This is a genomic window from Moraxella sp. CTOTU46711, from assembly GCF_031975715.1.
GTDB lineage: Bacteria > Pseudomonadota > Gammaproteobacteria > Pseudomonadales > Moraxellaceae > Faucicola.
Window position 1 is genome coordinate 850,322 of sequence record NZ_DALYMP010000001.1, and the last position, 21,159, is coordinate 871,480.

18 protein-coding genes and 4 tRNA genes are annotated in these 21,159 nt (G+C 44.1%); 12 read left to right on the plus strand and 10 right to left on the minus strand.

The window, feature by feature from the left end; genetic code table 11:
• Positions 1 to 26 precede the first annotated feature (26 nt).
• Positions 27 to 602 (plus strand): BLUF domain-containing protein, encoded by a 576-nt coding sequence (locus RTJ53_RS03670; protein ID WP_312275875.1) that lies wholly within the window; start codon positions 27 to 29, stop codon positions 600 to 602.
• 154 nt (positions 603 to 756) lie between these two features.
• Here the strand turns inward: RTJ53_RS03670 and RTJ53_RS03675 are convergent, their stop codons facing one another.
• The 6 genes from RTJ53_RS03675 to RTJ53_RS03700 all read right to left on the minus strand — a co-directional run bounded on the left by RTJ53_RS03675 (position 757) and on the right by RTJ53_RS03700 (position 6,981).
• A complete protein-coding gene (locus tag RTJ53_RS03675; RefSeq protein ID WP_312275876.1) occupies positions 757 to 1,329 on the minus strand; it encodes a BLUF domain-containing protein in 573 nt (190 codons plus the stop codon).
• A 252-nt stretch (positions 1,330 to 1,581) separates the two neighbouring features.
• Positions 1,582 to 2,322, minus strand: coding sequence for a hypothetical protein (locus RTJ53_RS03680; RefSeq protein WP_312275877.1), 741 nt, complete (start codon positions 2,320 to 2,322; stop codon positions 1,582 to 1,584).
• 107 nt (positions 2,323 to 2,429) lie between these two features.
• A complete protein-coding gene (locus RTJ53_RS03685; RefSeq protein WP_312275933.1) occupies positions 2,430 to 3,716 on the minus strand; it encodes an ammonium transporter in 1,287 nt (428 codons plus the stop codon).
• A gap of 262 nt (positions 3,717 to 3,978) precedes the next feature.
• Positions 3,979 to 4,191 carry a cytochrome bd-I oxidase subunit CydX gene (cydX, locus tag RTJ53_RS11875; RefSeq protein WP_144917410.1) on the minus strand — a complete coding sequence of 71 codons (213 nt, stop codon included), beginning with the start codon at positions 4,189 to 4,191 and terminating at the stop codon, positions 3,979 to 3,981.
• Positions 4,192 to 4,223: 32 nt separating this feature from the next.
• On the minus strand, positions 4,224 to 5,360 hold the full coding sequence (gene cydB, locus RTJ53_RS03695; protein ID WP_312275934.1) for a cytochrome d ubiquinol oxidase subunit II: 1,137 nt from the start codon (positions 5,358 to 5,360) through the stop codon (positions 4,224 to 4,226).
• Positions 5,353 to 6,981, minus strand: a complete 1,629-nt coding sequence (locus RTJ53_RS03700) for a cytochrome ubiquinol oxidase subunit I (RefSeq protein WP_312275878.1) — start codon at positions 6,979 to 6,981, stop codon at positions 5,353 to 5,355. The genes cydB and RTJ53_RS03700 overlap by 8 nt, the downstream gene beginning before the upstream one ends.
• Positions 6,982 to 7,437: 456 nt before the next feature.
• On the opposite strand from RTJ53_RS03700, the gene cydD reads away from it, so the two are divergent.
• The 7 genes from cydD to RTJ53_RS03735 all read left to right on the plus strand — a co-directional run bounded on the left by cydD (position 7,438) and on the right by RTJ53_RS03735 (position 17,422).
• Positions 7,438 to 9,135 (plus strand): thiol reductant ABC exporter subunit CydD, encoded by a 1,698-nt coding sequence (gene cydD / locus RTJ53_RS03705; RefSeq protein WP_312275879.1) that lies wholly within the window; start codon positions 7,438 to 7,440, stop codon positions 9,133 to 9,135.
• 4 nt (positions 9,136 to 9,139) lie between these two features.
• Positions 9,140 to 10,951, plus strand: coding sequence for an amino acid ABC transporter ATP-binding/permease protein (locus RTJ53_RS03710; protein WP_312275880.1), 1,812 nt, complete (start codon positions 9,140 to 9,142; stop codon positions 10,949 to 10,951).
• 221 nt (positions 10,952 to 11,172) lie between these two features.
• The gene (locus RTJ53_RS03715) at positions 11,173 to 12,048 is read left to right on the plus strand and encodes a PepSY domain-containing protein (RefSeq protein WP_312275881.1); all 876 of its coding nucleotides are present in this window, start codon (positions 11,173 to 11,175) and stop codon (positions 12,046 to 12,048) included.
• Positions 12,049 to 12,159: 111 nt separating this feature from the next.
• Positions 12,160 to 12,828 carry a response regulator gene (locus RTJ53_RS03720; RefSeq protein WP_312275882.1) on the plus strand — a complete coding sequence of 223 codons (669 nt, stop codon included), beginning with the start codon at positions 12,160 to 12,162 and terminating at the stop codon, positions 12,826 to 12,828.
• Between the two features lie 68 nt (positions 12,829 to 12,896).
• Positions 12,897 to 14,759, plus strand: a complete 1,863-nt coding sequence (locus RTJ53_RS03725; RefSeq protein ID WP_312275883.1) for a sensor histidine kinase — start codon at positions 12,897 to 12,899, stop codon at positions 14,757 to 14,759.
• 153 nt (positions 14,760 to 14,912) lie between these two features.
• Positions 14,913 to 16,694 carry a TrkH family potassium uptake protein gene (locus RTJ53_RS03730; protein WP_312275884.1) on the plus strand — a complete coding sequence of 594 codons (1,782 nt, stop codon included), beginning with the start codon at positions 14,913 to 14,915 and terminating at the stop codon, positions 16,692 to 16,694.
• A 23-nt stretch (positions 16,695 to 16,717) separates the two neighbouring features.
• On the plus strand, positions 16,718 to 17,422 hold the full coding sequence (locus RTJ53_RS03735; RefSeq protein ID WP_050324178.1) for a potassium channel family protein: 705 nt from the start codon (positions 16,718 to 16,720) through the stop codon (positions 17,420 to 17,422).
• Between the two features lie 363 nt (positions 17,423 to 17,785).
• Here RTJ53_RS03735 and RTJ53_RS03740 read toward each other — a convergent pair.
• The 4 genes from RTJ53_RS03740 to RTJ53_RS03755 all read right to left on the minus strand — a co-directional run bounded on the left by RTJ53_RS03740 (position 17,786) and on the right by RTJ53_RS03755 (position 19,194).
• A tRNA-Asp gene (locus RTJ53_RS03740) sits at positions 17,786 to 17,862 on the minus strand.
• Between the two features lie 36 nt (positions 17,863 to 17,898).
• Positions 17,899 to 17,974, minus strand: a tRNA-Val gene (locus RTJ53_RS03745).
• Between the two features lie 87 nt (positions 17,975 to 18,061).
• Positions 18,062 to 18,736 carry a DUF2059 domain-containing protein gene (locus RTJ53_RS03750; protein WP_312275885.1) on the minus strand — a complete coding sequence of 225 codons (675 nt, stop codon included), beginning with the start codon at positions 18,734 to 18,736 and terminating at the stop codon, positions 18,062 to 18,064.
• Positions 18,737 to 18,744: 8 nt separating this feature from the next.
• Positions 18,745 to 19,194 (minus strand): acyl-CoA thioesterase, encoded by a 450-nt coding sequence (locus RTJ53_RS03755; protein ID WP_051499411.1) that lies wholly within the window; start codon positions 19,192 to 19,194, stop codon positions 18,745 to 18,747.
• 442 nt (positions 19,195 to 19,636) lie between these two features.
• On the opposite strand from RTJ53_RS03755, the gene RTJ53_RS03760 reads away from it, so the two are divergent.
• The 4 genes from RTJ53_RS03760 (at position 19,637) to RTJ53_RS03775 (ending at position 21,136) form a co-directional block, all read left to right on the plus strand.
• Positions 19,637 to 19,712: transfer RNA gene (locus RTJ53_RS03760), tRNA-Asn, on the plus strand.
• A gap of 174 nt (positions 19,713 to 19,886) precedes the next feature.
• Positions 19,887 to 19,962: transfer RNA gene (locus tag RTJ53_RS03765), tRNA-Asn, on the plus strand.
• Positions 19,963 to 20,127: 165 nt separating this feature from the next.
• Positions 20,128 to 20,616: a hypothetical protein gene (locus RTJ53_RS03770; RefSeq protein WP_312275886.1), complete on the plus strand. Its 489-nt coding sequence runs from the start codon at positions 20,128 to 20,130 to the stop codon at positions 20,614 to 20,616.
• Positions 20,617 to 20,830: 214 nt separating this feature from the next.
• Positions 20,831 to 21,136, plus strand: a complete 306-nt coding sequence (locus tag RTJ53_RS03775; protein ID WP_312275887.1) for a CopG family transcriptional regulator — start codon at positions 20,831 to 20,833, stop codon at positions 21,134 to 21,136.
• Positions 21,137 to 21,159 lie beyond the last annotated feature (23 nt).

Sequence of the window (21,159 nt, forward strand, 5' to 3'; positions counted from 1 at the left end):
AAAGAGTATGGCTGAGGAGTTCTACGATGATGTCTCCCCCTACTTATTACCTGACTTATACCAGTTCGCTTACTTGGTCAGCCGCTTTAAAGCCCAGCACATTTACCCAAATTTATCAAAGTGCCAGAGATAATAATCAAAAAACCGGCATCATGGGTTTTATCCTATTCAAAGATGGTCGCTTTCTGCATTTTATGGAAGGTAGTGAAATGTATATAGCGAATTTGTACCTCGCTATCACCCATGATAAACGCCACCATAAAATTCATCTTATCCATCAAGGTACGACCCATTCTAAACGCTTTAAGCAATGCGATATGCTATGTGTGACACCCGGCATATCCCATACAACCCCAGTGATTAGCGAGCTGTTAGCACAGTTTGAAACCTACCAATGGCAGACCGAACAGGTCGAGCAATTACTCAATGACATGGTCGCATTCTATGAGCGCGATGATGCTGATATTGCCCCCTACCAGGTCAAAACAGGAAGCTATATCGGCGCCATCATCAAACACCATGTCAAAAAATACGTTTTTTTCACGCTTACTGTCATCACGGTGCCATGGTTGGTGATATTTATGTTGTTAATTGAGCTGTAGATTTTTGCCAATCTGATAGTAAAAAAGGCTAACCATCAGACGTTGCGCAAGTTAACGATGCGCTTTTTAAACTCAATTGTTTCGACGTCTTTATTGGGTATTTGGTAGTCGTCACTGTCGGTTTATACCCTATCGCGTTAATCAATAGTTGCTATTAATAGTTGCTTTTTAAGAACAATAAACTGATGAAAAACATAGCTAATATCAGCAGTTGAATGATTAAATATTTTTTATTCTGCTCCATAAAGCGGCGATAAACCACCGAGAAAAAACTGCCTGTTTGGGGGGTCATGGCAAGCAAATGGTTTTTTGCCATTAGTGACATCACTTCATGTACGTGAGCTTGGCTCCAATGATAAATATCAAAGTCGTAAACCATATCTGGAAGATTAAGCAGTTCGAGGGTTTGGGTTTTTTCATCCATGTTATAACAATTCATCAGCCATTGCTGATAATAGCGTTTTTCTAGCTGTCCCTGGTCTAACACCACTATCTCTTTATGTCGTCGGTCTTGCTTTATCGTGTTAAATAATTGTTCACATACCGCTTTTTGACCTTCAATATACTGCAAAAATTTGCCATCCTTAAACAATAAAAACCCCGTAATATGATGGTGTTGATTGTTGGACTGCGCTTGCTCGCGAATATCAATGAATAAATTATGGTCAAAAATTTGGGTCAAATTTATTTTACTGGCGTAGACATAATACTGAATTTGATGATTCATGACATTTTCCGAAAATTTGTGAGGGAAGCCAGTGGCAATAAATTTTCATCGTTTAAAAAAAGCTTAACCTTATAAAACCTAGAATTGGTCTCATAAAATTAAGCTACAATACAGCATCAAGCGCAGTGCTAAACTCTCTAAAATGGACCTGAAAATAAAATGAACTTGAAACTTGCCATTTACCATCTTTAGGTCTGCATAAAAATTGTACTATGATACTGTCAATCCGTAGTAGTTTATATCAATGGCATTCTACATAAATTTTTCAACCAAAGATACGTCAAACTTGGCTTTGGTAATCTTGTTTGCCTGCGCCAAAGCAACATCTGCATCAGTAGGCCCCGCCCATTGACACGCTTGCTGATAAAATAACGATAAGATAGTTCTAAATCCTGCTGTATCTGCATCGGTCAACGACATTGTCAACGCACTTTGTTTATCGCCACCAAAAAACTGATCAAAAAAGTGAATCATGGTTAAGGTTAAAGCCTGATTAGTTTCTGCCTTGCGAGCTAATAGCCCAAAACCACGGGATTTTGATGAATTATGATGCTGATGAATCGTCTGCTTGACACTGTCTAAAATTTGGCTGCCCAATAATGGTGAAAATTGCGCCATAAAACTATCAATCAGTAACTCAAAGGCGGCTATTTGGCTAGATATTGGGTCAGGTTTTTGGTTAGAGATAGCTAATTGACTGGATGATGGGTGAGTTACTGGCCTATTTTGCCCCAAATCAGGGATATCATGGGTCATTGGTTGGGGGTTGACTGCACCCATTTGATAATCACTCAGCGCTTTCATCAAACTTCGACGGATATTTGAGCGATATTCTTTGGTTGCGTTGTCTTGCGTAATTTCATGGACAAAACGCTGGATTTGGTAAGGCGTAATATCGGCATAATCTTTATGAAAAATGTCCATGGCTTTACGTATATCAGCATCTTTTAAAAACGGTGTTAACGCAGATTTGATAGTAGATTCTTTGTTCATGACGGTGCCAAATATTTAAAGTTAATAAAATTACAATTGACGCAAATGACTGTGGTGGGTCGGGTACCTGTGACGACAAAGCATACAGGCACCGCAAAAATTTAAAACTAGTGCCGCTCAGTTAGCGTTTGCTGACTAAATAAGCTATCTTGGAATTCAGGGTAAGCCCCTTCGGCATGTTCGGTAAAGTCAAGCCCGCGTTGCTCATGCTGTGCAAGTACGCGAAGACCGATGGTTTTTTCAATCACAAAATACACCACCATACCCAGTCCAAATGACCAGACAAACATTGCCCCGATGCCCATCAGCTGTACGATGATACGATGGGTGCTGAATAAATCACCTTCATAAAATAGCCCTGCAGCCAGCGTACCCCACACACCGCCGCCCACATGCACGGCAACGGCATACACCGCATCATCCATTTGAACATTATCCAACAAACGCTTCACCGCCAAATACGCCAAACATGCACCCACACCGGTAACAATCGCATACACAGGCGACATGGTCGCACAGCCTGCGGTAATGGCGACCAACCCTGCAAGGCTGATATTGACCGTATCACTCAATAAAATTGCTTTACGCATCACCCCTGAAATCACCAGATAAGCCGTCACCGCACTCACCCCTGCTAGGTGGGTATTTAGCATGATTTTGCCCAAATTGCCTGAGCTGGTCAGTGTAGAACCTGCGTTAAATCCAAACCACGCTAACCATAGGATAAAGCCACCCAATGTGACAAGCGTGAGATTATGACCGGCAATCAAACGCGGCGTGCCATCAGGGGCAAAGCGACCAATACGCGGTCCAAGGACGATAATACCCGCGAGCGCTAACCACCCACCGACAGAGTGCACCACCGAAGAGCCTGCAAAATCAATAAATCCAAGCTCGGTGAGCCAGCCTTGACCGCCATAATAGCCACCCCATGCCCAACTTGCTACGACTGGATAAATCAGTCCGCAAGTCATCAACGTACCAATCAGATACCCTGAAAATTTAATGCGTTCCGCCATCGCACCACTGGCAATGGTGGCGGCGGTGGAAGCAAACATCATCTGAAAAAACAAATGTGCCCATTGCATATTGCTAAGCTGCTCTGGTAAAAACTCGCTTTGACCCACGTAACCTGTGGGGTTGTTGCCTGCCATCAAACCATAGCCCAAGATATAAAAAATTAATCCGCCAATCGCCATATCGGTGTAGTTTTTCATCAACACATTCACCGTATTTTTACTACGCACTGAGCCTGATTCAATGAGCGCAAAGCCCGCCTGCATAAAGAACACCAGCAAACCGCCAATAACCACCCACATCACATTTTGGTAGTCATATAGCTGCTCATTGGTGGGCGTCGCAGCGTACACCGAGGAATGTTGATAAAAAACCATCACGGATAATAGCCATTTATAGACTTTCTTAAGCCGTTTACTGGTATGCCGTTGAACCGTATTGTTTAACTTTCTCATGAAAATTTTGCCCTTATGCCCTCGATAAAAAATTATCGCTCAAGTATTAATCAATTTTGACAAAACAGGGAATGCAAATTGTGTACCAAATGAGAAAATAATTAAAAAATAGAGGGTTTTGAAACCGCATAAAAAAGCGCTTTAAGCCATGGTGACTTAAAGCGCTAATGGTTGAGATTGATAGCTATAAGGACTCGTTATCTGAAGTGTTGCCTGTTTTATGGATATCTTCAGTGGGATTGCCTTCTGTCACCGTACCATCATTGGTGGGATTATCGTCCTGCGCTTTTGGATTAAAGGCTTTATTACGCGCATCGGCATTTTCAAGCCACAGCGCGTTTAAAATCGCCAATAATACCGCAAACCCCAATCCTAATATCCACGCAAAATACCACATTGTGTTCTCCTATTAAGTTGCCTTGATTTGGGTCAGTAAAGTGAATGCTCTTGCTCTCGAACATAAGCCTTGGTCACTTTACCGCGCATCACGTTATATGCCCAGCTGGTGTACCCTACAATCATCGGTAATAACACCACCACGACAACCAACATAATCATCAAGGTGAGATGACTCGATACACTGTCCCAAACCGTCAAGCTTGAACGTGGGTCGCTAGAAGATGGCATGATAAACGGAAACAGCGCCACCCCTGCCGTCATAATCACACTAAGCACAGCAATACTGGAGGCGATAAATGCAGTCAAGGTTTTACGCGCTTTTAGCAATATTGCCGTGACAAGCGGCATGATGACACCAAGTACAGGGAATGCCCATGCCAGCGGATACTGATGATAATTTGCCATCCATGCGCCCGCTTGACGCGTCACCTCTTTATTGAGCACATTTGGTAAGGCTTGGGGGTCAATGGAGCTGGTGATATGATAGCCGTCAATCGATTGTATCCATACCCCTGCCAATACAAACAACACCGCCATCACCATACTACTGATAGCAGCGTAGTTAATGGTACGATTTTGCACCTCATCAAGGGTGCGATGCGCCAAATATGCTCCCCCTTGCATAATCAACATAGACGCACTGATTAAGCCACACAGTACGGCAAATGGATTAAGCAATGCCCAAAATGAGCCTGTGTAAGTCGATACCAAATGGTTATTAAAACTAAAAGGCACGCCTAAAAACAAGTTACCAAATGCCACGCCAAACACCACAGCCGGGATAAATGAACCGACAAACAACCCCCAGTCCCACGCTTTGCGCCAGGTTGGATTGTGTATCATACTGCGATATTTAAACCCCACCGGGCGGAAAAACAACGCCCACAATACTGCCATCAACGCCCAATAAAAACCGCTAAAAGCAGTGGCATACACCATCGGCCATGCCGCAAAAATCGCGCCACCTGCCGTGATAAACCATACTTGGTTACCTTCCCAGTGCGGACCAATGGTATTGATAATCACCCGGCGCTCTTCATCATCTTTGCCGACAAAAGGCAGTAACGAACACACGCCCATATCATGCCCATCCATGATAGCAAACCCAATGAGCAGCGCACCTACCAATAACCACCAAATAATCTTGAGTGTTTCATAATCAAACAACATGATTCACCTCGGCTGTATCTTGGGGCAAATTTAATGAAGGACTCACGTGCACCTTGTGAGTATCTTCGCCATAGTATTTGCCTGTACCTAGACTCGCAGGTCCTTTACGGGCATATTTCACCATCAAGTACATTTCAATCATCAGCAGCACCGTATAAAAACCAACAAATCCCGCCAGCGAGGCATAGACATTCGCCACGCTAATGTTGGAGGTTGAAAAATACGTTGGCAACATGCCATAAATCGTCCAAGGTTGACGCCCATACTCGGCAACAAACCAACCAAATTCAGCAGCAAGCCAAGGCGCAGGCAGCATCAATAATGCCCAGCGTAATAGCCAAGGTTTTTGAATAAAGTTATCTTTGACACTTGACCAAAGACTAATAGTAAACAATGCCAACAATAAAAAGCCCAAACCTACCATGGCACGAAATGACCAAAACATCGGGACAATAGGTGGAATGGTGGCATCGGTGGCTTGTTTAATCATTGCCGGCGTGGCTTTGCTGACATCAGGCGAATAGCGTTTGAGCAATAACCCAAAGCCCAAGTCTTTTTTTACCTTTTCAAATTCAGCCACTGTCACAGGATTTGGGGTTGAACCTGGGGGCGCACTGCGTAATTGATCCAGTAGTACCACCGCTTTTTGACCATTGATGATACGTTTTTCATTGATGATTTTGATGTCATGGATACCCAAAATCGGGGTATCTAGTGAGCGCGTCCCAATCAAACCCATCACATACGGAATTTGCACTGCCCAGTTGTTTTTTTGCTCGGCTTGGTTGATATCTGCAATCAAATTAAAACTGGCAGGCGCAGGCTCGGTTTCCCACATCGCCTCTATCGCCGCCATTTTGGTTTGCTGTGCCAAGCCAATGGAATAACCCGACTCATCACCCAGTACGATGGTGCTACAAATCGACGCAAAACCAAATGCCGCCGCGACTTGAAAGCTGCGTTTGGCAAATTCGACATCGCGTTTTTTGAGCAGATACCACGCTGAGATGGCAAGCACAAAGGTCGCTCCCACCGTATAGCCGGCAGAGACGGTATGCACGAATTTGTTTTGCGCCTCAGGGTTAAATAATACTGCCGCAAAATCGGTCATTTCCATGCGCATGGTTTGGTAACTAAACTCTGCGCCAACTGGATTTTGCATCCACCCATTGGCGATCAAAATCCACAACGCAGATAGATTGGTACCCAATGCCATCAACATAGTCACCAGTAAATGCTGTCCGCGTGACAGTCTATCCCAACCAAAGAAAAACAGTCCGACCATGGTGGATTCTAAAAAAAACGCCATCAAGCCTTCAATGGCAAGCGGCGCCCCAAAAACATCACCGACATATTGTGAGTAATACGCCCAGTTGGTACCAAACTGGAATTCCATGGTGATACCTGTGGTGACACCCAAGGCAAAGTTGATGCCAAATAGTTTGCCCCAAAAACGCGTCATGTCTTTCCACACTTCTTTGCCTGTCATCACGTACATGGATTCCATGATGACCAGCAGCCACACCATGCCCAGTGTGAGTGGTACAAATAAAAAATGATATAACGCCGTGACTGCAAATTGCAGACGGGAGATATCGACGAGATGTTCTGTTATCATGTTGACTCCTTGGTTTGACAACCAATTCAGATGTCAATTACCCTTATGCGAGGTTAAAAAAGGGTAATGTTTTTATTTACAAACATTATATAAATCTATAAATTATTTGTCATGCGGCATAATGTCGCACCTGACTACAAAATACTATGATGAATATTGCGCTGCTGCTACCATCTTCTCATACCCTGTAAAAGATGGTGATAGTTGAATGAGCGATAGTTTATGGGTCTCTTGAGGGTAGTATTTTAAAGTGGGCTCGTTCATCTCTTTACTTATTTAATTGTATTTTATATGGCTTTTTATATGCCTTTATCAAGGTTTTATCAACCTTCATCGGTGGGCACGGTGTTTACACTTTTTTGTCTCATTGTCTTGATGAGCATGATTTGTCGTACCTAACCCGTGCTTGATACGCTATGATATGTCCATTGATTTTGTCACTACTTTTAACCAACCATGTCTGAAACTTCTGCTGTCAACCAAACCCTTCGTCAGTATGCCGCTATGGCAAAGCGACCGATTTATATGGCATGGGGACTGTCAGTTGTGTCCACGCTGGTATTGATCGTGCAGTCTTGGCTGATTGCGGTCATCTTTGCAGATTGGTTAACGCAAATCGTCCCTCACCGCCCTACCACTGACGTATTTTTTGATTATTTGCCGTGGCTGATGGGATGTCTGTTGCTACGTCCTTTACTACACTTTTGCAAAGACCAGCTGGCGTTAGAGGCGGGGCTACAAGTAGCCAGCATCCTACGAAAAACGCTAGTTGAAAAACTGGCACAAGTAGGTGCAGCGCGCGACCAGTATGGCAGTGATGGCGGGCTTGCCAGTATGGCAATTGAGCAATGTGACGCCTTAACGGGCTATGTCAGCCGTTTTTATCTGCAACGACTGATTGTGGTGACCACGCCTATAATGCTATTAGTTGCCGCAGCCACCCAAAGCTGGATAGCGACGCTGATTTTACTGCTGACCGCACCCCTAGTCCCTGTGTTTATGGTATTAATTGGTCATGCCACCGCCCGTAAAAGTCGGCAACAATTTGCCGCGATGGCACAGCTGAGCGGGCGATTTTTGGATTGGTTGCGTGGCACGGCGACACTGCAACGGTTGGATGCTGTCGGGCACGCGAGTCAAGACATCGATGCCTCAGCCGAAGCCTACCGTATGCGCACCATGTCGGTACTCAAAATTGCGTTTTTAAACACCGCAGCGCTAGAACTATTAGCCGCGCTGTCGATTGCGCTACTTGCCGTGTATTTGGGTTTTGGTTTAATCGGTATTTTACCTTGGCAAAAAAACACGGTGCCTGTGCCTTACCAGTCGGCGCTATTTTTACTGCTATTGGCACCTGAATTTTATGCCCCGCTACGTCAGTTGGGCGCGGATTATCATGTCAAAGCGCAAGCCGAAGGTGCGATTGCTGAATTATCACCGTTGTTAGCGTTTGAGTCAGCCGAAAAAACAAAAGCTAACCCCTTTATATTAACTGCGCCCCCTGCCATTGACGCGGATAAGATTTGGGTCAATCATCAGCAGCGCACACGGCTCGCGCCGTTAAGTTTTGCTATTGCCGCAGGGGAACGGTTAGCGATTGTCGGTCAAAGTGGCAGCGGCAAATCCACGCTATTGCAAATTTTTTTGGGTTTTTGTGCCTATCAAGGCGATATCTTTATTGATAACCAAAATTTTAACACCATCAATTCCACGCAATTTCGCCACCAAATCGCCTATTTATCACAGCAAACGATGCTACTGCCGATGAGTATCGCCGATAATTTACGCCTGCCAAACCCAACCGCCAGTGATGACAAATTATGGCAAATTCTTGCGCAAGTGGGTTTAAAACCTTTGATAAAGGCACTACCAAATCAGCTAGATACTCAGTTGGGTGAACGTGGTAGCGGCTTGTCGGGCGGGCAGCAGCGGCGATTGGCAATAGCCCAGTTACTCTTACAAGACGCGCAGCTTTGGCTACTCGATGAACCCACTGAGCATTTAGATAGTGATACCGCAGCCGAGATTAATGGGTTATTACAACAAGTGACTAGGGGGAAAACCGTGCTATGGGTGACGCACGATGCCACAAACCTGCCTTGGCTGGATCGGCAAATAAGCCTTGATATTGCACCTACTTTGGCAAAGGCGTAACGGTATGACAGCCTCTAACAAAGAACATAATAGTGAAAATAAACTTGCTAGTGAAAATAGGCTTATTAGTCAAAATAGTCTTGTCAAAACTCACCCACAAAAAAAAGCAAACAGTCATCAAACCTTTCGTTTAACCCAGCTGTTTAGCACGCAGCTAGATAAATGGCTCATTGCTGCCTGTTTAGGCATAATGACTGCGTTATCCGTGATTGGGCTATTGATGACGTCGGGATGGTTTATTTCTGCGGCAGCAATGGCGGGGATGGTGGCGCTGGGCTCACACAGTTTTAACTATCTGGTACCGGCAGCGATTATCCGTGTGATGGCGATGGTACGTACCGCAGGACGCTATAGTGAAATGATGGTGTCCCATCATGCGGTGTTTGGTTTGTTGCAGCGGCTGCGAGTGCGGTTTTTTAACCAGTTTTCACGCCTGCCACTGGCAAATTTATCAAGTACCCTACAATCTACCCATGCCATGCACCGTTTAACCCATGATATTGAGGTACTCAATGAGTTGCCACTGCGCGTGGTATCACCTTGGCTAGTCGCGACAACCGCTAGCTTGCTAGTAGCCACCTTACTTTATCAGTATGAGGTTAACCCCGTCCTGATTGCCATATTTTTAATCGCGGGTTTGATATTACCTGCCTTGCTGACATGGATCAGTATCAAGCACGCCCGCGCTCATCAGGCATTGGCAGAGTCTAGGCGTGTCAGTTTGCTCAATCCGCTATCCGCCCTTACCCATTTATTGATTTGGCAGCGCTGGCAATCCGAATTGACTGCTTTTAACAGCGTTGACCCTCAACATACGCATCAGCAAAAGCGTATCCAGCGCGCCCAGTCATTGGTCATGCTGATCATGCAGTGGCTGATTGCAGCGGTTTTAGTCGGCTTGTTAGTGGGTTTTTATCACACGCCCCTTGTCATCAGTGTGCCGATGTTGCTTGCGCTATTCCTCGGCATCATGGGCATGACTGACTTGCTAGCGCCGTTAGTCACCCATTCGCTAGCTCTTGGCAATAGTTTGGCAGCAAAACATCAACTCAATGAATTACTCAATCCTTCACTGAAACCTAGCCATCATTTAACGCCTGATTTAACCCATCATTTAAACCATGATTTAGCCCCTTTATCCATTGATGTTGCGCGCCTAGATGCACCACTCACACTCACCATCAATCAGCTAGCTGGCAAAATGCCGCAGGCGATTGTTGGTTTCAAAGCTATCAGCTTGACTGCCACCCAAGGCATCCCTGTATTGATTACTGGGCGCTCGGGCGCGGGAAAATCAACACTGTTACAAGTGCTAGCCCATGAACTAGCACCACAACAAGGCAGCATCGAGCTCAATGGGATGGATTGGCTAGCGTTACACGATACGCCCGCGCTCACAGGTTATCTGGGGCAACAGATTGATATTTTTGACCAGACTTTGGCGACAAATCTAAGATTGGGCAGCACCGATGCCAGTGATGAACAGCTTTGGCAAGTGCTGGACAGCGTTGGACTCAAAGACTGGGCGCGCAGTCAGCCGTTACAATTACAGACGCCGCTAGGGGAATACGGGCAAGCTATTTCCGGTGGGCAAGCCAGACGTATTGCCTTGGCACGGCTATTACTCACCCCCAAGAAAATCTTGCTGCTTGATGAGCCGTTTGCGGGACTTGATAAAAAAAGCCGTGAAGCACTGTGGCAAATGCTGGTAAAACATCAGCAGCAAGGCATTTTAATCATTGTCACCCACCATCTTTGGCAAACTGAGTGTCCAATTAATATCGTGCAATTACCTGAGCCTGGTGTTTTTATTTAACCTGTAGGGGTCAGGTTTGATTTGACAGGCAAAAAAATTGATAAAAACATTTTTGAACATTGCTGCAGGCGCTTATCTAAAGCAAATTTTTTATCCGATTGCTATAACCTACCTAGCCTGATTCTGCGTTATCGCTAAGTTTCTGCTGTCTTAATTTTTGTATGATAGTATTATCCAATCAAGGGTTATCAACAACTATATTAACAACCGCAGGAAAACCTATGAACTTAGCAAAATTTAACCCCTCATTTTTAGCCACTGGGCTTAGTGTAGCCTTGCTTAGTGTCGTTACAGGTGTGACAGTCACCGCCTGTGCGAGTACCTCAGCGGCACCACAAGCGCAAAACATGCAAAAGCGCCATCCAGCCAATGCCAAGAACTTTGAGCAACGCTTACAAGCCATGCAGGCCAACGCCCAAGCAGCCGCCAATGCCAGCATCAGTGCCTCTCAAGCAGTTGCCTTGGTACAAAAACAAACCGCAAACACACGCATCGTTGGCGTACGCTATCATGACAGTAGCAACCGACCCAACCCAAACCCTGCCCGTACCGGCAACAACCCCAATGACAACATCGTCGGCTACCGTGTCATGACCCTTAATGCGAATGGTCAACCACAACTATATATCGTCAATGCGTCTAATGGTCAAGTGACCCAAGCAACTATGCCATCACGCCCATCACGCCCAGCGCGTCCGCAACAAACTAATAACCCCAATAACATGGGCAACCCCAACAATCAACCACCTGCGCCGCCTGCCACCAATATCAGCCTAGAACGCGCCATGCAATTGGCAGCGAACCAAGTGGGTGGTGAAGCCATTGGTGCCCATTTGGGTGGGGATAAAGGGGGTAAAATGGGTCATGGTCCTCGTGGCGGTCACCGCCGCCCTAACAGAGACCCACAAACGGGCAATACAGGCATGCCGCCTGCACCAAACCCTGCTCAAAATCAACCACCTAGAACTCCAAGCTATCAGATTGATGTGGTAAAAGGTCAAGAAGTCTATCATGTCAAAGTTGATGCCCAAACAGGTGCCGTGAGCGATGTCAAATCACTCAACGACTTCAAACGTCTTGCGCCTACTCAGCCATAATTGAGTGCCAAATGGCAACCTTGCCTATGAGCAACACCGTCATTCTTAAAATGGCGGTTTTTTGTGTTATAGTCTATTTATTGAACAGTATTCGTGTATAAAGGTAACCCAATGAGAGTATTACTCGTCGAAGATGACGTATTCATTGCCGACAGTCTGATTGATAGTCTAGAAGAAGAAGCGTATGCGGTAGACTGGGCAAAAGATGGACGAGAAGCGATTTTGACCCTCAAAGTCGAAGCGTATGACGTGATTTTGCTGGATTTGGGCTTGCCAGAAATTGACGGAATGAGCGTGTTAGAGACGCTTCGCAGTGCCAAAATCGATACACCTGTACTGGTGCTGACCGCCCGAGACCAAATCAAAGACCGCGTGAAAGGGCTGGATGCTGGGGCAGATGACTATATGACTAAGCCGTTTGCGATGAGTGAATTACTCGCTCGTATGCGTGTGTTGGTGCGCCGCTCACAAGGCAATAGCCACAACACCCTACAAGTCGGCGACTTAACCCTTGATATCAATGCCAAACGCCTCAAACGTGACGGCATAGAAATCGATATTACCGCCAAAGAATACATGCTGCTCACCACTTTTATGACCGCGCCCGATAAAGTGTTTTCAAAAAGTGAATTGGAAAATTCTATCTACAATTGGGAAGCTGGGATAGAGAGCAATGCCATTGAATTTTTAATCTATGGACTGCGCAAAAAAATTGGTCAAAAACGGATTAAAAACATCCGTGGTTTAGGCTGGTATATCAGTGCCGAATCCCAAGACTAACAAAAAGCAATAGGAAAAAGGCTCAAAAATATCCAGACAATCACCGCCAGATAGCCGCGAAAATGACCATGACTACCCCTATAAAAACCGCCCTATCCTTGCAAAAACCGTTGCCAAAATCACTACAAAAACAATTGCTGGTTTGGATACTTGGCACGTTACTATCGATTGGCATTTTGGTACAGATTGCGGTATTTTGCTATACCTATCAAGAGTTTAATACCTCACAAGAAACCAATCTTAGCTATCTTGCTGAGCTGGTTAGCTCGCGCTCAACCCTGCGACTTCCTCCCCGTGACCTGAAGCCTAATAGGCGGCTATCAAACCCAGATAATGATTTTGCACCGCATGACTTGCCACCGCCTAGACCCCCTATACCAGCTATGATAGCTTCTGCCCCTAGCAGTAGCACGCCGCCTACTGTTTTCTCGCCCAATGATGAAAGCAACGTACTACAGTATCAAGGCGTTAAAGACGGTGTGCAAGTTGATATTTTCCCTGCCCGTTTTGGCAAAATTGACACCAATTTTATTGAGCCAATGGCTCACCCGCAATTGATTAACACCCCTATCGGTTTTAGTGAATTAACCCTTGATGGTGAAATCTGGAAAGTCTTTCGTAAAGACACCCCAAGGCGGGTGATTTTTGTGCGTCAACCTGTCGAATGGCAGAAAAAAATTGCCCTAAAATCGGCTTGGCAATCCATTATTCCAATTTTACTAACGACCCTATTGCTGCTTGCACTATTGCCTTGGGTATTAAAGCGCGTATTGCGTCCGATCCAGTCATTAGCTAAGCAAATGGCAAAACGTCACGGTCAAGATCTTAGCTTGATCGAGCTACCCACTGACAGCCAACATCGCTCAATTCTGCCCAGCGAGCTCATGCCCTTGGTCATTGAAATCAATGCGTTGTTACAACGGGTTGACACGCATATCCAAAACCAAAATCGCTTTATCGCCGATGCCGCACATGAGTTACGCTCGCCATTGACCGCAATCTCACTGCAAGTACAACAACTGCAAAAATACAGTCAAGATGCGGCGATGTATAGCGACCCTGCAAGGCAAGCCAAATTCAAACAAAACATTCATAAGCTCGCTGTGAGAGTGGAACACAATCAACATTTGGTGGAACAGCTACTCACCCTTGCCCGTATGGACGCCCAGCAATCACAGCTGACCGAGCGCACCAACACGCCCACCGATTTAATCGCAGTGCTACGAGAAGCCATCAAACTGCTATTTCCGATTGCCGATAGCAAAGACCAAACCCTATCGATTGACAACCATCTCACCGCGCTCGGTACGTCAGCGACGCAGGTCAGTGTAGATGAAACCGCCTTGTTTATCCTCCTCAAAAATTTACTGCAAAATGCGATTTTATATACCCCAACCACAGGCAATATCGCGGTTGTCATTGACCAGCTGACTATCGAAGACTTAACACAGACATCAAGCAGCACCGATTCGACCCATGCCACTTATGCCACCCATAACAATTTAGCCAACGCATTGACCCCGACCCCTGTGTTGGTGAACAACGCTAGCAACGCACTTAATCATCGCGCAAAACGACTCATCGTCCAAGTTGCCGATACCGGCATTGGCATTGATGCAGCCCATTATCAAGACGTCTTTCAACCCTTTTACCGCGTCAATCAAAATGCGTCGAGCGCGTCACTAGTACAAGGACAAACAAGTAGCACACAAACCCATAGCGATACTGCCAAAAAATCTTTTTCTACCAAAGACACAAGCGCCCATTCAGGTTTCACGGTGATTGGCGGTACGGGATTGGGTTTATCGATTGTTTATCAAATTTGTCAACAAGCCAATATCGATATTTATCTCAGTCCTACGCAAGTGGTTGACAACAACGCCCAAACCCCTGCCACCACCCAAGGCTTAACCGTAACCTTGGTGTTTTAGCGTGCCTCAAAAATAACGTAATTTTGTCAAATCATCGCTACTTTTTTTAAATCATTGTTCAATCTAGTTTTCTCAAACGCGTAATTGCGGTATAAAGTACAACAACTATGCTTGGGTAAAACGGAAGTCAACTTTACGATGTTTGATTTTATATTGAAAAAAAATAAAAAAAATGCGCTAGACTCAATGCATGACAAGCCATCGGGTGTGTTTAATAAACTGGTATTTTATAGCGGTTTATTCGCTGTATTGCTTGCGGTCATTGAGACAGGGTTTGATTTTAAAGTTTGGTTACATGGCGTGGCTTCGACGTTTTATTTAATCGTGCTTGGGCTTAATTTTATTGAATTATTGAGTCAATATGTGCAAAAAGGTATACGCTCAAAGCTTGTGCTAACGTTTGATTTGTGCATTGCTTTATTAGTTATTGCGCTATTGGTGACACATTTTTTTGCCGATAATAGTTCTTTTTTATACAAATTCTTGTTTGAAAAATCGCTGATAAAAATTGCGTTGTTGGTTTCTTTTATTCGTCAGTTATTGGTGATGGAATTTAGCTTTAAGATAGTCGTTGCGCACCCTGCCCAGTTATTTATTTTAAGTTTTTTATTGCTTATTTTGCTCGGCACGTTTTTGCTGATGATGCCAAATGCCACTTATGGTCATATTGCGTTTGTTGATGCTTTATTTACTGCCACGAGTGCGGTGTGTATCACAGGTCTGGCGGTAAAAGATACAGGCGCTTTTTTTACGCCATTGGGTCAAATCATTATCATGTGTTTGTTTCAATTGGGCGGCTTAGGGATTTTAACTTTTGCCACTTATTTTAGCTATTTTTTTCGAGGACGCATCAGTTATCAGACACAGCTACAGATTGGGCATGTGACCTCAGCCAATCGTATGAGTGATGTGCTAAAGACGCTCAAAGTAATTTTTGCGGTCACGTTTGCAGTGGAGTCCGTGGCAGCCATAGCGATTTATCTCAGTATGCTTGATGTCCCTATGAGTATCCATCGCCGCATCTTTTTTTCGGTTTTTCATGCCATCTCTGCATTTTGTAATGCAGGTTTTTCAACGATGAGTGATAGCTTATATGAGTTACAAGTGCGCTTTAATTATCCGTTACAAATGGTTGTGGCGGTGACGTTTTTGTTTGGGGGGTTGGGGTTTGCGATAGTTGCCAATGTCGTGGAATATTTGCGCCATCAGGTGATGCGCCTGTTGTTTCCTAACCGCTCACGATATGGTGCCAAGCCGTGGTTACTAAGTATCAATAGTCGCATTAGTCTAGTGACGACATTGTCCTTGCTAGTGCTTGCCTTTGTCAGTGTGCTTGTATTTGAGTGGCAAGGTACTTTAACTGAGCATACCAGTGTCGTAGGCAAACTTGTGACAGGGTTTTTTGTGGCAGCTTCACCGCGTTCATCAGGAATCAACGTGGTAGACATGGCACAGCTAGCGCCACCGACTGTGATGCTTACCATTGCGTTGATGTGGGTCGGGGCATCCCCAAACTCTACAGGCGGTGGCATCAAAACCACGACTTTTGCGGTCGCTGTGCTCAATATTGTGTCACTGGCACGCGGCTATTCACGTATCGAAGTATTTCGTCGTGAAATTGCGGATATCTCAGTGAAGCGGGCATTTGCGATTATATGTTTATCAGTAATTATCATTGCGTTTGGTTGTACGTTAATACGCTGGGCAGAGCCCAATATGAGTATGACAGAAGTGTTATTTGAAAGTGTTTCTGCTTACACTACCACGGGTTTAAGCTTAGGTATCACCCCGCATTTAAGTGCGTTTAGCAAATCTGTCCTGATTGGGCTGATGTTTTGTGGACGGGTTGGGGCGTTGACCATCTTAATTGCCTTGTTAAATCGCCCAAGGCATCAAAGCTATCGCTATCCCAGCGAAGAGATTATTATCACCTAAAGATAAATTGATAAGGTATAGATATGAAATACATCATCGTCGGTCTAGGCAATTTTGGCTCATCACTCGCCACCAAACTCACCAGTCAAGGGCATGAGGTCATTGGTATTGATATCGATATGGATAAAGTTGAGCGCTACAAAGAATCCATTTCGCACACGATTTGTATCGATTCTACCAGCGAAAACGCCGTCTCAGGATTACCCATCGCCCAAACAGATGTTGTGCTCATTACCATTGGCGAAGACCAAGGGCAAAACGTGATGGTCACTGCCCTATTCAAAAATCTTAATGCCAAATATATCATTAGCCGAGCGATTAACCCACTGCATGAAAAAGTGCTACAAGCATTGGGGGTTGATGATATCATCCAGCCCGAAAACGAGGCGGCAACGCACTGGGCAAAGAAACTCTCGCTCAATGGCTTAATTGATTCGTTTGAACTTGATAACGATTATAGTATTGTTCAAATACAGACACCGCCTACATTTTACGGTAAAACAGTTCACGCGCTTGATTTAATCAATCAGTTTAATGTGATGCTGTTAACCACCATTTCATTTCACCAAAACCAATTTGGCTTTGGTCGAAATCAAACTAAATCCAAAATCGATGGCATTGTGCATCCAGATTTTGTCATTGAGCCTGATACGGTTTTAGTATTATTTGGGGAAACCAATGACTTAAGACGACTGTTCAAGTATATGCACGCCTCCCAGAATAGTTGACAATACTCCATCAAAGCATTTAGTCGTTGTGGCTAATTTTTTGATTTTCGCTAGGCTTCTTGTGTTTTAACAACGGCTTGCGACCTTGCAAGCCGTCAGCCAAAATTTTTGGTCACAAAATGGCCACGTTCTGGTCACAAGCGTTTGGTCACGTTAGTTTTATTTAAATATAAAAATAGATGTCTTTTCAACTTAACAATCAAAATCAATTTTCTTAATCACATCAAGAGAGAAATACGTAAAACAATATATTTTTTAAAATCAATAATTTAGTACAAAATTTAAGCCAAAAAAAACCTCAAATCAGGGGAGATTTGAGGCATAAAACTTTAAAAATTTTGTTTTTAAATCCACTAAAATAAGTGGCGCAGCGGACGGGACTCGAACCCGCGACCCCCGGCGTGACAGGCCGGTATTCTAACCAACTGAACTACCACTGCACGGTAGCTGGTGACGATGACCCAAACTTGTCAAATTGGTGGGTCGTGACGGATTCGAACCGCCGACATTCTGCGTGTAAGGCAGACGCTCTACCAACTGAGCTAACGACCCTGATAGGCAATCTATAAACCAATCAAGTTGCTTCAATATCATCGAAGTGACGCGTATTATATAGACTTGTCATGGATTGTCAACTAGTTATTTAAAGATTTTTTCGATATCTTTTTGCAAGCTTGGCAGCGCTTTTTTTAATTCGCTTGTATCACCTATCAGGGTCGGCATCATCACCTGCACAAACTCACTGGAAACTTGCGATTGTTTACTTAAAATGCGTTGTCCCATTGGGGTCTCATAAAATTGGTTGAGGGCATCGACTTCAGCTTGGGTATAAGTCTTTTTGGCAATCGCTTGATAAGCTTGTTGCAGTTGCTGTTTAGAGATGGGTTGGTCTAATTGCTGTCCCAAGACGGTGCTATATTTGACAAAGATATTTTTAAGTTGTTTTTGCGCATGACGGCTAAAAATGCCCGCGTTTTCATCCGTAGGCAATTCTTGGGGTATCCCTTTCATCATACTGGCCGCTTGCTGACGTTGGGCAAGCATTTCATCAATCATTTTATCGATATGTAGCACCTTGATAAGCTTGTCAAGCGATGCATCCGTGGGCTGGGTTTGCAATTCATTGATAGTCGTAACTGGTGTTTGAGCAATAACTGGGTTGTTCTGAATGATTAATTCCGCGTAAGCAGGATGAACCAGCATAGTCATGCTAGTTGATGTCAATAAGGCTAGCCAGGCTAATTTTTTAGCATTTAATGAGCCTAATGGATTTAACGGTGTGTTGAGTTTTTTAGAGGAATATTGATGACGCATTCTTTTGCCTATTTGATATCACATTGGGAAATATTGTTACTTTGAAAACGCAATGCTTTACGCATCTGTGCAGCTTTTTGGCGACATTCTTGCAAACTATCTTTGATTTCAAGGGGTGGCACACGGGTTGGCTTGCCATGTTGATCCACCGCGACCATGGTAAAATAACAACTGTTGGTATGGCGTATCGTACGGTTTTGGATATTTTCTGCTTGCACTCGAATACCCACTTCCATCGAAGTTTTACCCACATAATTGACGCTTGCCAAAAAGGTGACCAACTCCCCTACATGAATCGGCTCACGAAAAATTACTTGATCCACCGATAGCGTCACCACGTAACCACCACTATAGCGACTGGCACAAGCATAAGCCACTTGGTCAAGCATCTTTAATAAATCGCCGCCATGCACATTGCCGGTGAAATTTGCCAAATCAGGCGTCATCAGCACAGACATGGTAAGTTCATTTTGTAAAGGGGCAACTTGCAAATTTTGGTTTGATTCAATGGCGTTGGGCACAATGACGATCCTTCTTAATTCATATAACAACTATCATAAAAAATTATTAACCTCGGCAGCCTAGCTGTGAATTAACATAGCTTTAAATCAACGCGGCTTTGAATCAATGCTGTGAATTAACTTGACCCATACCGTGATGCCTTAATCGCTAAAGTAGCAAATTCGCCTTATCATCACAATAGCCAATCAGTAACTGACTGATTACTAGCCATAATCTGGTTAAATAATAAAACCGTTGAGCCATAGAATGGTTTAGAAATAAAAAAATCCAAAGATTTTTTGATATAGGGCTTGACAGTCACGGTTAATTTGCTAAAATACGCACCACTTAAACGCTGCGATGTTTTTTGCAGGTTTAACAAAAAATTCTACCGCTTATTCTCCAATAGCTCAGTCGGTAGAGCAATGGACTGTTAATCCATGTGTCCCTGGTTCGAGCCCAGGTTGGAGAGCCATATTAAGAAGACCTTTAACAACACTTGTTAAAGGTCTTTTTTTATTTGGCATTTTTTATCTATCGTTATTGCTATAAAGCATTTTGCATCATGAATTTTATTGATATTTTTTGCTAAAAAGTGCTTGACTCATTTTTTAAATCTCAGTAATATACGCACCACTTGATTATCTGTTCTCCAATAGCTCAGTCGGTAGAGCAATGGACTGTTAATCCATGTGTCCCTGGTTCGAGCCCAGGTTGGAGAGCCAATCAAGCCAAATTCTGTTGTATATTTTGAACCCGTTCCCTTGTGAATGGGTTTTTTTATGAGCAAAGTTTAGCAATTTGCTGCTTGCTATTTAATACGCTTTTGTTTGATACCCTATTATCTAACTTGCTAAAGTACTTAAGGTACTATTGATAAGATACTACTTATGACACTGTCGTTTTCCCCTACCCAATCTCAATTTTTGACCCTACAACAAGCGATTAATAAAGACCGCATCACCCAGCTAGTGAGCGATCATCAGCAAGGTAAGCTGTCGTCAGATGATAAATCTTACTATGAAAACTTAATCACCCAATTTATCGAGTTAATCAAGCTGCCTGATAGCGCGCATTTAGCCATGCAGCTTTTACCAGCATTCAAAATTACCGTGCCAGCCTTGCTTGATGGCATGGCTTATCGCGCCGTGGCTGATAAAAATCCGAAAGCGTGCGTGTTTGCCGCATATATGATTGACCAATCGCTGTTGCAGCGCGATATGACGCCCCTGTTCAATGTGATTATTGAATTCGGTACGCCTGAGCTATGGGTTGAATTGGTAAAAAAAGTAAATAATGCCCCTGCCGATCGCATCGTTGAGAAGGTTTATCAATGCGACAAATCGGTACAGGCCTATTGGGAACAACAAATTTTGTAAAGAAAATTGGCTTGATGGTCGCATCCAGCGTTAAGCTAATGCAACATTTGACTAAGATTTTTGTAGGAATTTTACGTTTGCCTTGCTTGTTTATCGCCAATGAAATAATTACACTAGGTTAAAGATATCTAATTGCGCTAAATTTTCCGTCTAATTGATAATTTGGTTATATCTAGCTTGATTGCTAAAAATTGATCACACGCGAGGCATGCAAATGATTACTAAAATCAAAAAAAATCAACAAGTCATGGTTCCTATCCATATCAAAATCACTGAAGAAATGCGGGATTTGTTGACCCAAGTCGCCAAAAGCCATGGGTTTCCACGTATACAAGGCTTGATTCGCTTATATATTCGCCGTGGACTCGATGCCGAGAATGTTGGCTACTCACTCGCCAAAGACAGCCGTTTTATCGAAAAGCTGAAGCGTCAAGGGGTGTCAGACGAGGTGATTTTTGAAGCGATTGAGGAGACAGCCAATGAGCCAGAAGCCAAAATAACTGATACGGCAAAATCTTAGGCATTTTTAGCTCCATAAAAAAA

Bases quoted from the DNA above. Each gene is read 5' to 3' on its own strand.
- cydD (WP_312275879.1), top strand. From the start codon at position 7,438: ATGTCTGAAACTTCTGCTGTCAACCAAACCCTTCGTCAGTATGCCGCT.
- RTJ53_RS03675 (WP_312275876.1), bottom strand. From the start codon at position 1,329: ATGAATCATCAAATTCAGTATTATGTCTACGCCAGTAAAATAAATTTG.
- RTJ53_RS03700 (WP_312275878.1), bottom strand. From the start codon at position 6,981: ATGATAACAGAACATCTCGTCGATATCTCCCGTCTGCAATTTGCAGTC.
- RTJ53_RS03735 (WP_050324178.1), top strand. From the start codon at position 16,718: ATGAAATACATCATCGTCGGTCTAGGCAATTTTGGCTCATCACTCGCC.
- RTJ53_RS03750 (WP_312275885.1), bottom strand. From the start codon at position 18,736: ATGCGTCATCAATATTCCTCTAAAAAACTCAACACACCGTTAAATCCA.
- RTJ53_RS03685 (WP_312275933.1), bottom strand. From the start codon at position 3,716: ATGGTTTTTTATCAACATTCCTCGGTGTACGCTGCGACGCCCACCAAT.
- RTJ53_RS03755 (WP_051499411.1), bottom strand. From the start codon at position 19,194: ATGTCTGTGCTGATGACGCCTGATTTGGCAAATTTCACCGGCAATGTG.
- RTJ53_RS03680 (WP_312275877.1), bottom strand. From the start codon at position 2,322: ATGAACAAAGAATCTACTATCAAATCTGCGTTAACACCGTTTTTAAAA.
- RTJ53_RS03775 (WP_312275887.1), top strand. From the start codon at position 20,831: ATGATTACTAAAATCAAAAAAAATCAACAAGTCATGGTTCCTATCCAT.
- RTJ53_RS03725 (WP_312275883.1), top strand. From the start codon at position 12,897: ATGACTACCCCTATAAAAACCGCCCTATCCTTGCAAAAACCGTTGCCA.
- RTJ53_RS03720 (WP_312275882.1), top strand. From the start codon at position 12,160: ATGAGAGTATTACTCGTCGAAGATGACGTATTCATTGCCGACAGTCTG.
- RTJ53_RS03715 (WP_312275881.1), top strand. From the start codon at position 11,173: ATGAACTTAGCAAAATTTAACCCCTCATTTTTAGCCACTGGGCTTAGT.
- cydX (WP_144917410.1), bottom strand. From the start codon at position 4,191: ATGTGGTATTTTGCGTGGATATTAGGATTGGGGTTTGCGGTATTATTG.
- RTJ53_RS03710 (WP_312275880.1), top strand. From the start codon at position 9,140: ATGACAGCCTCTAACAAAGAACATAATAGTGAAAATAAACTTGCTAGT.
- RTJ53_RS03770 (WP_312275886.1), top strand. From the start codon at position 20,128: ATGACACTGTCGTTTTCCCCTACCCAATCTCAATTTTTGACCCTACAA.
- RTJ53_RS03670 (WP_312275875.1), top strand. From the start codon at position 27: ATGATGTCTCCCCCTACTTATTACCTGACTTATACCAGTTCGCTTACT.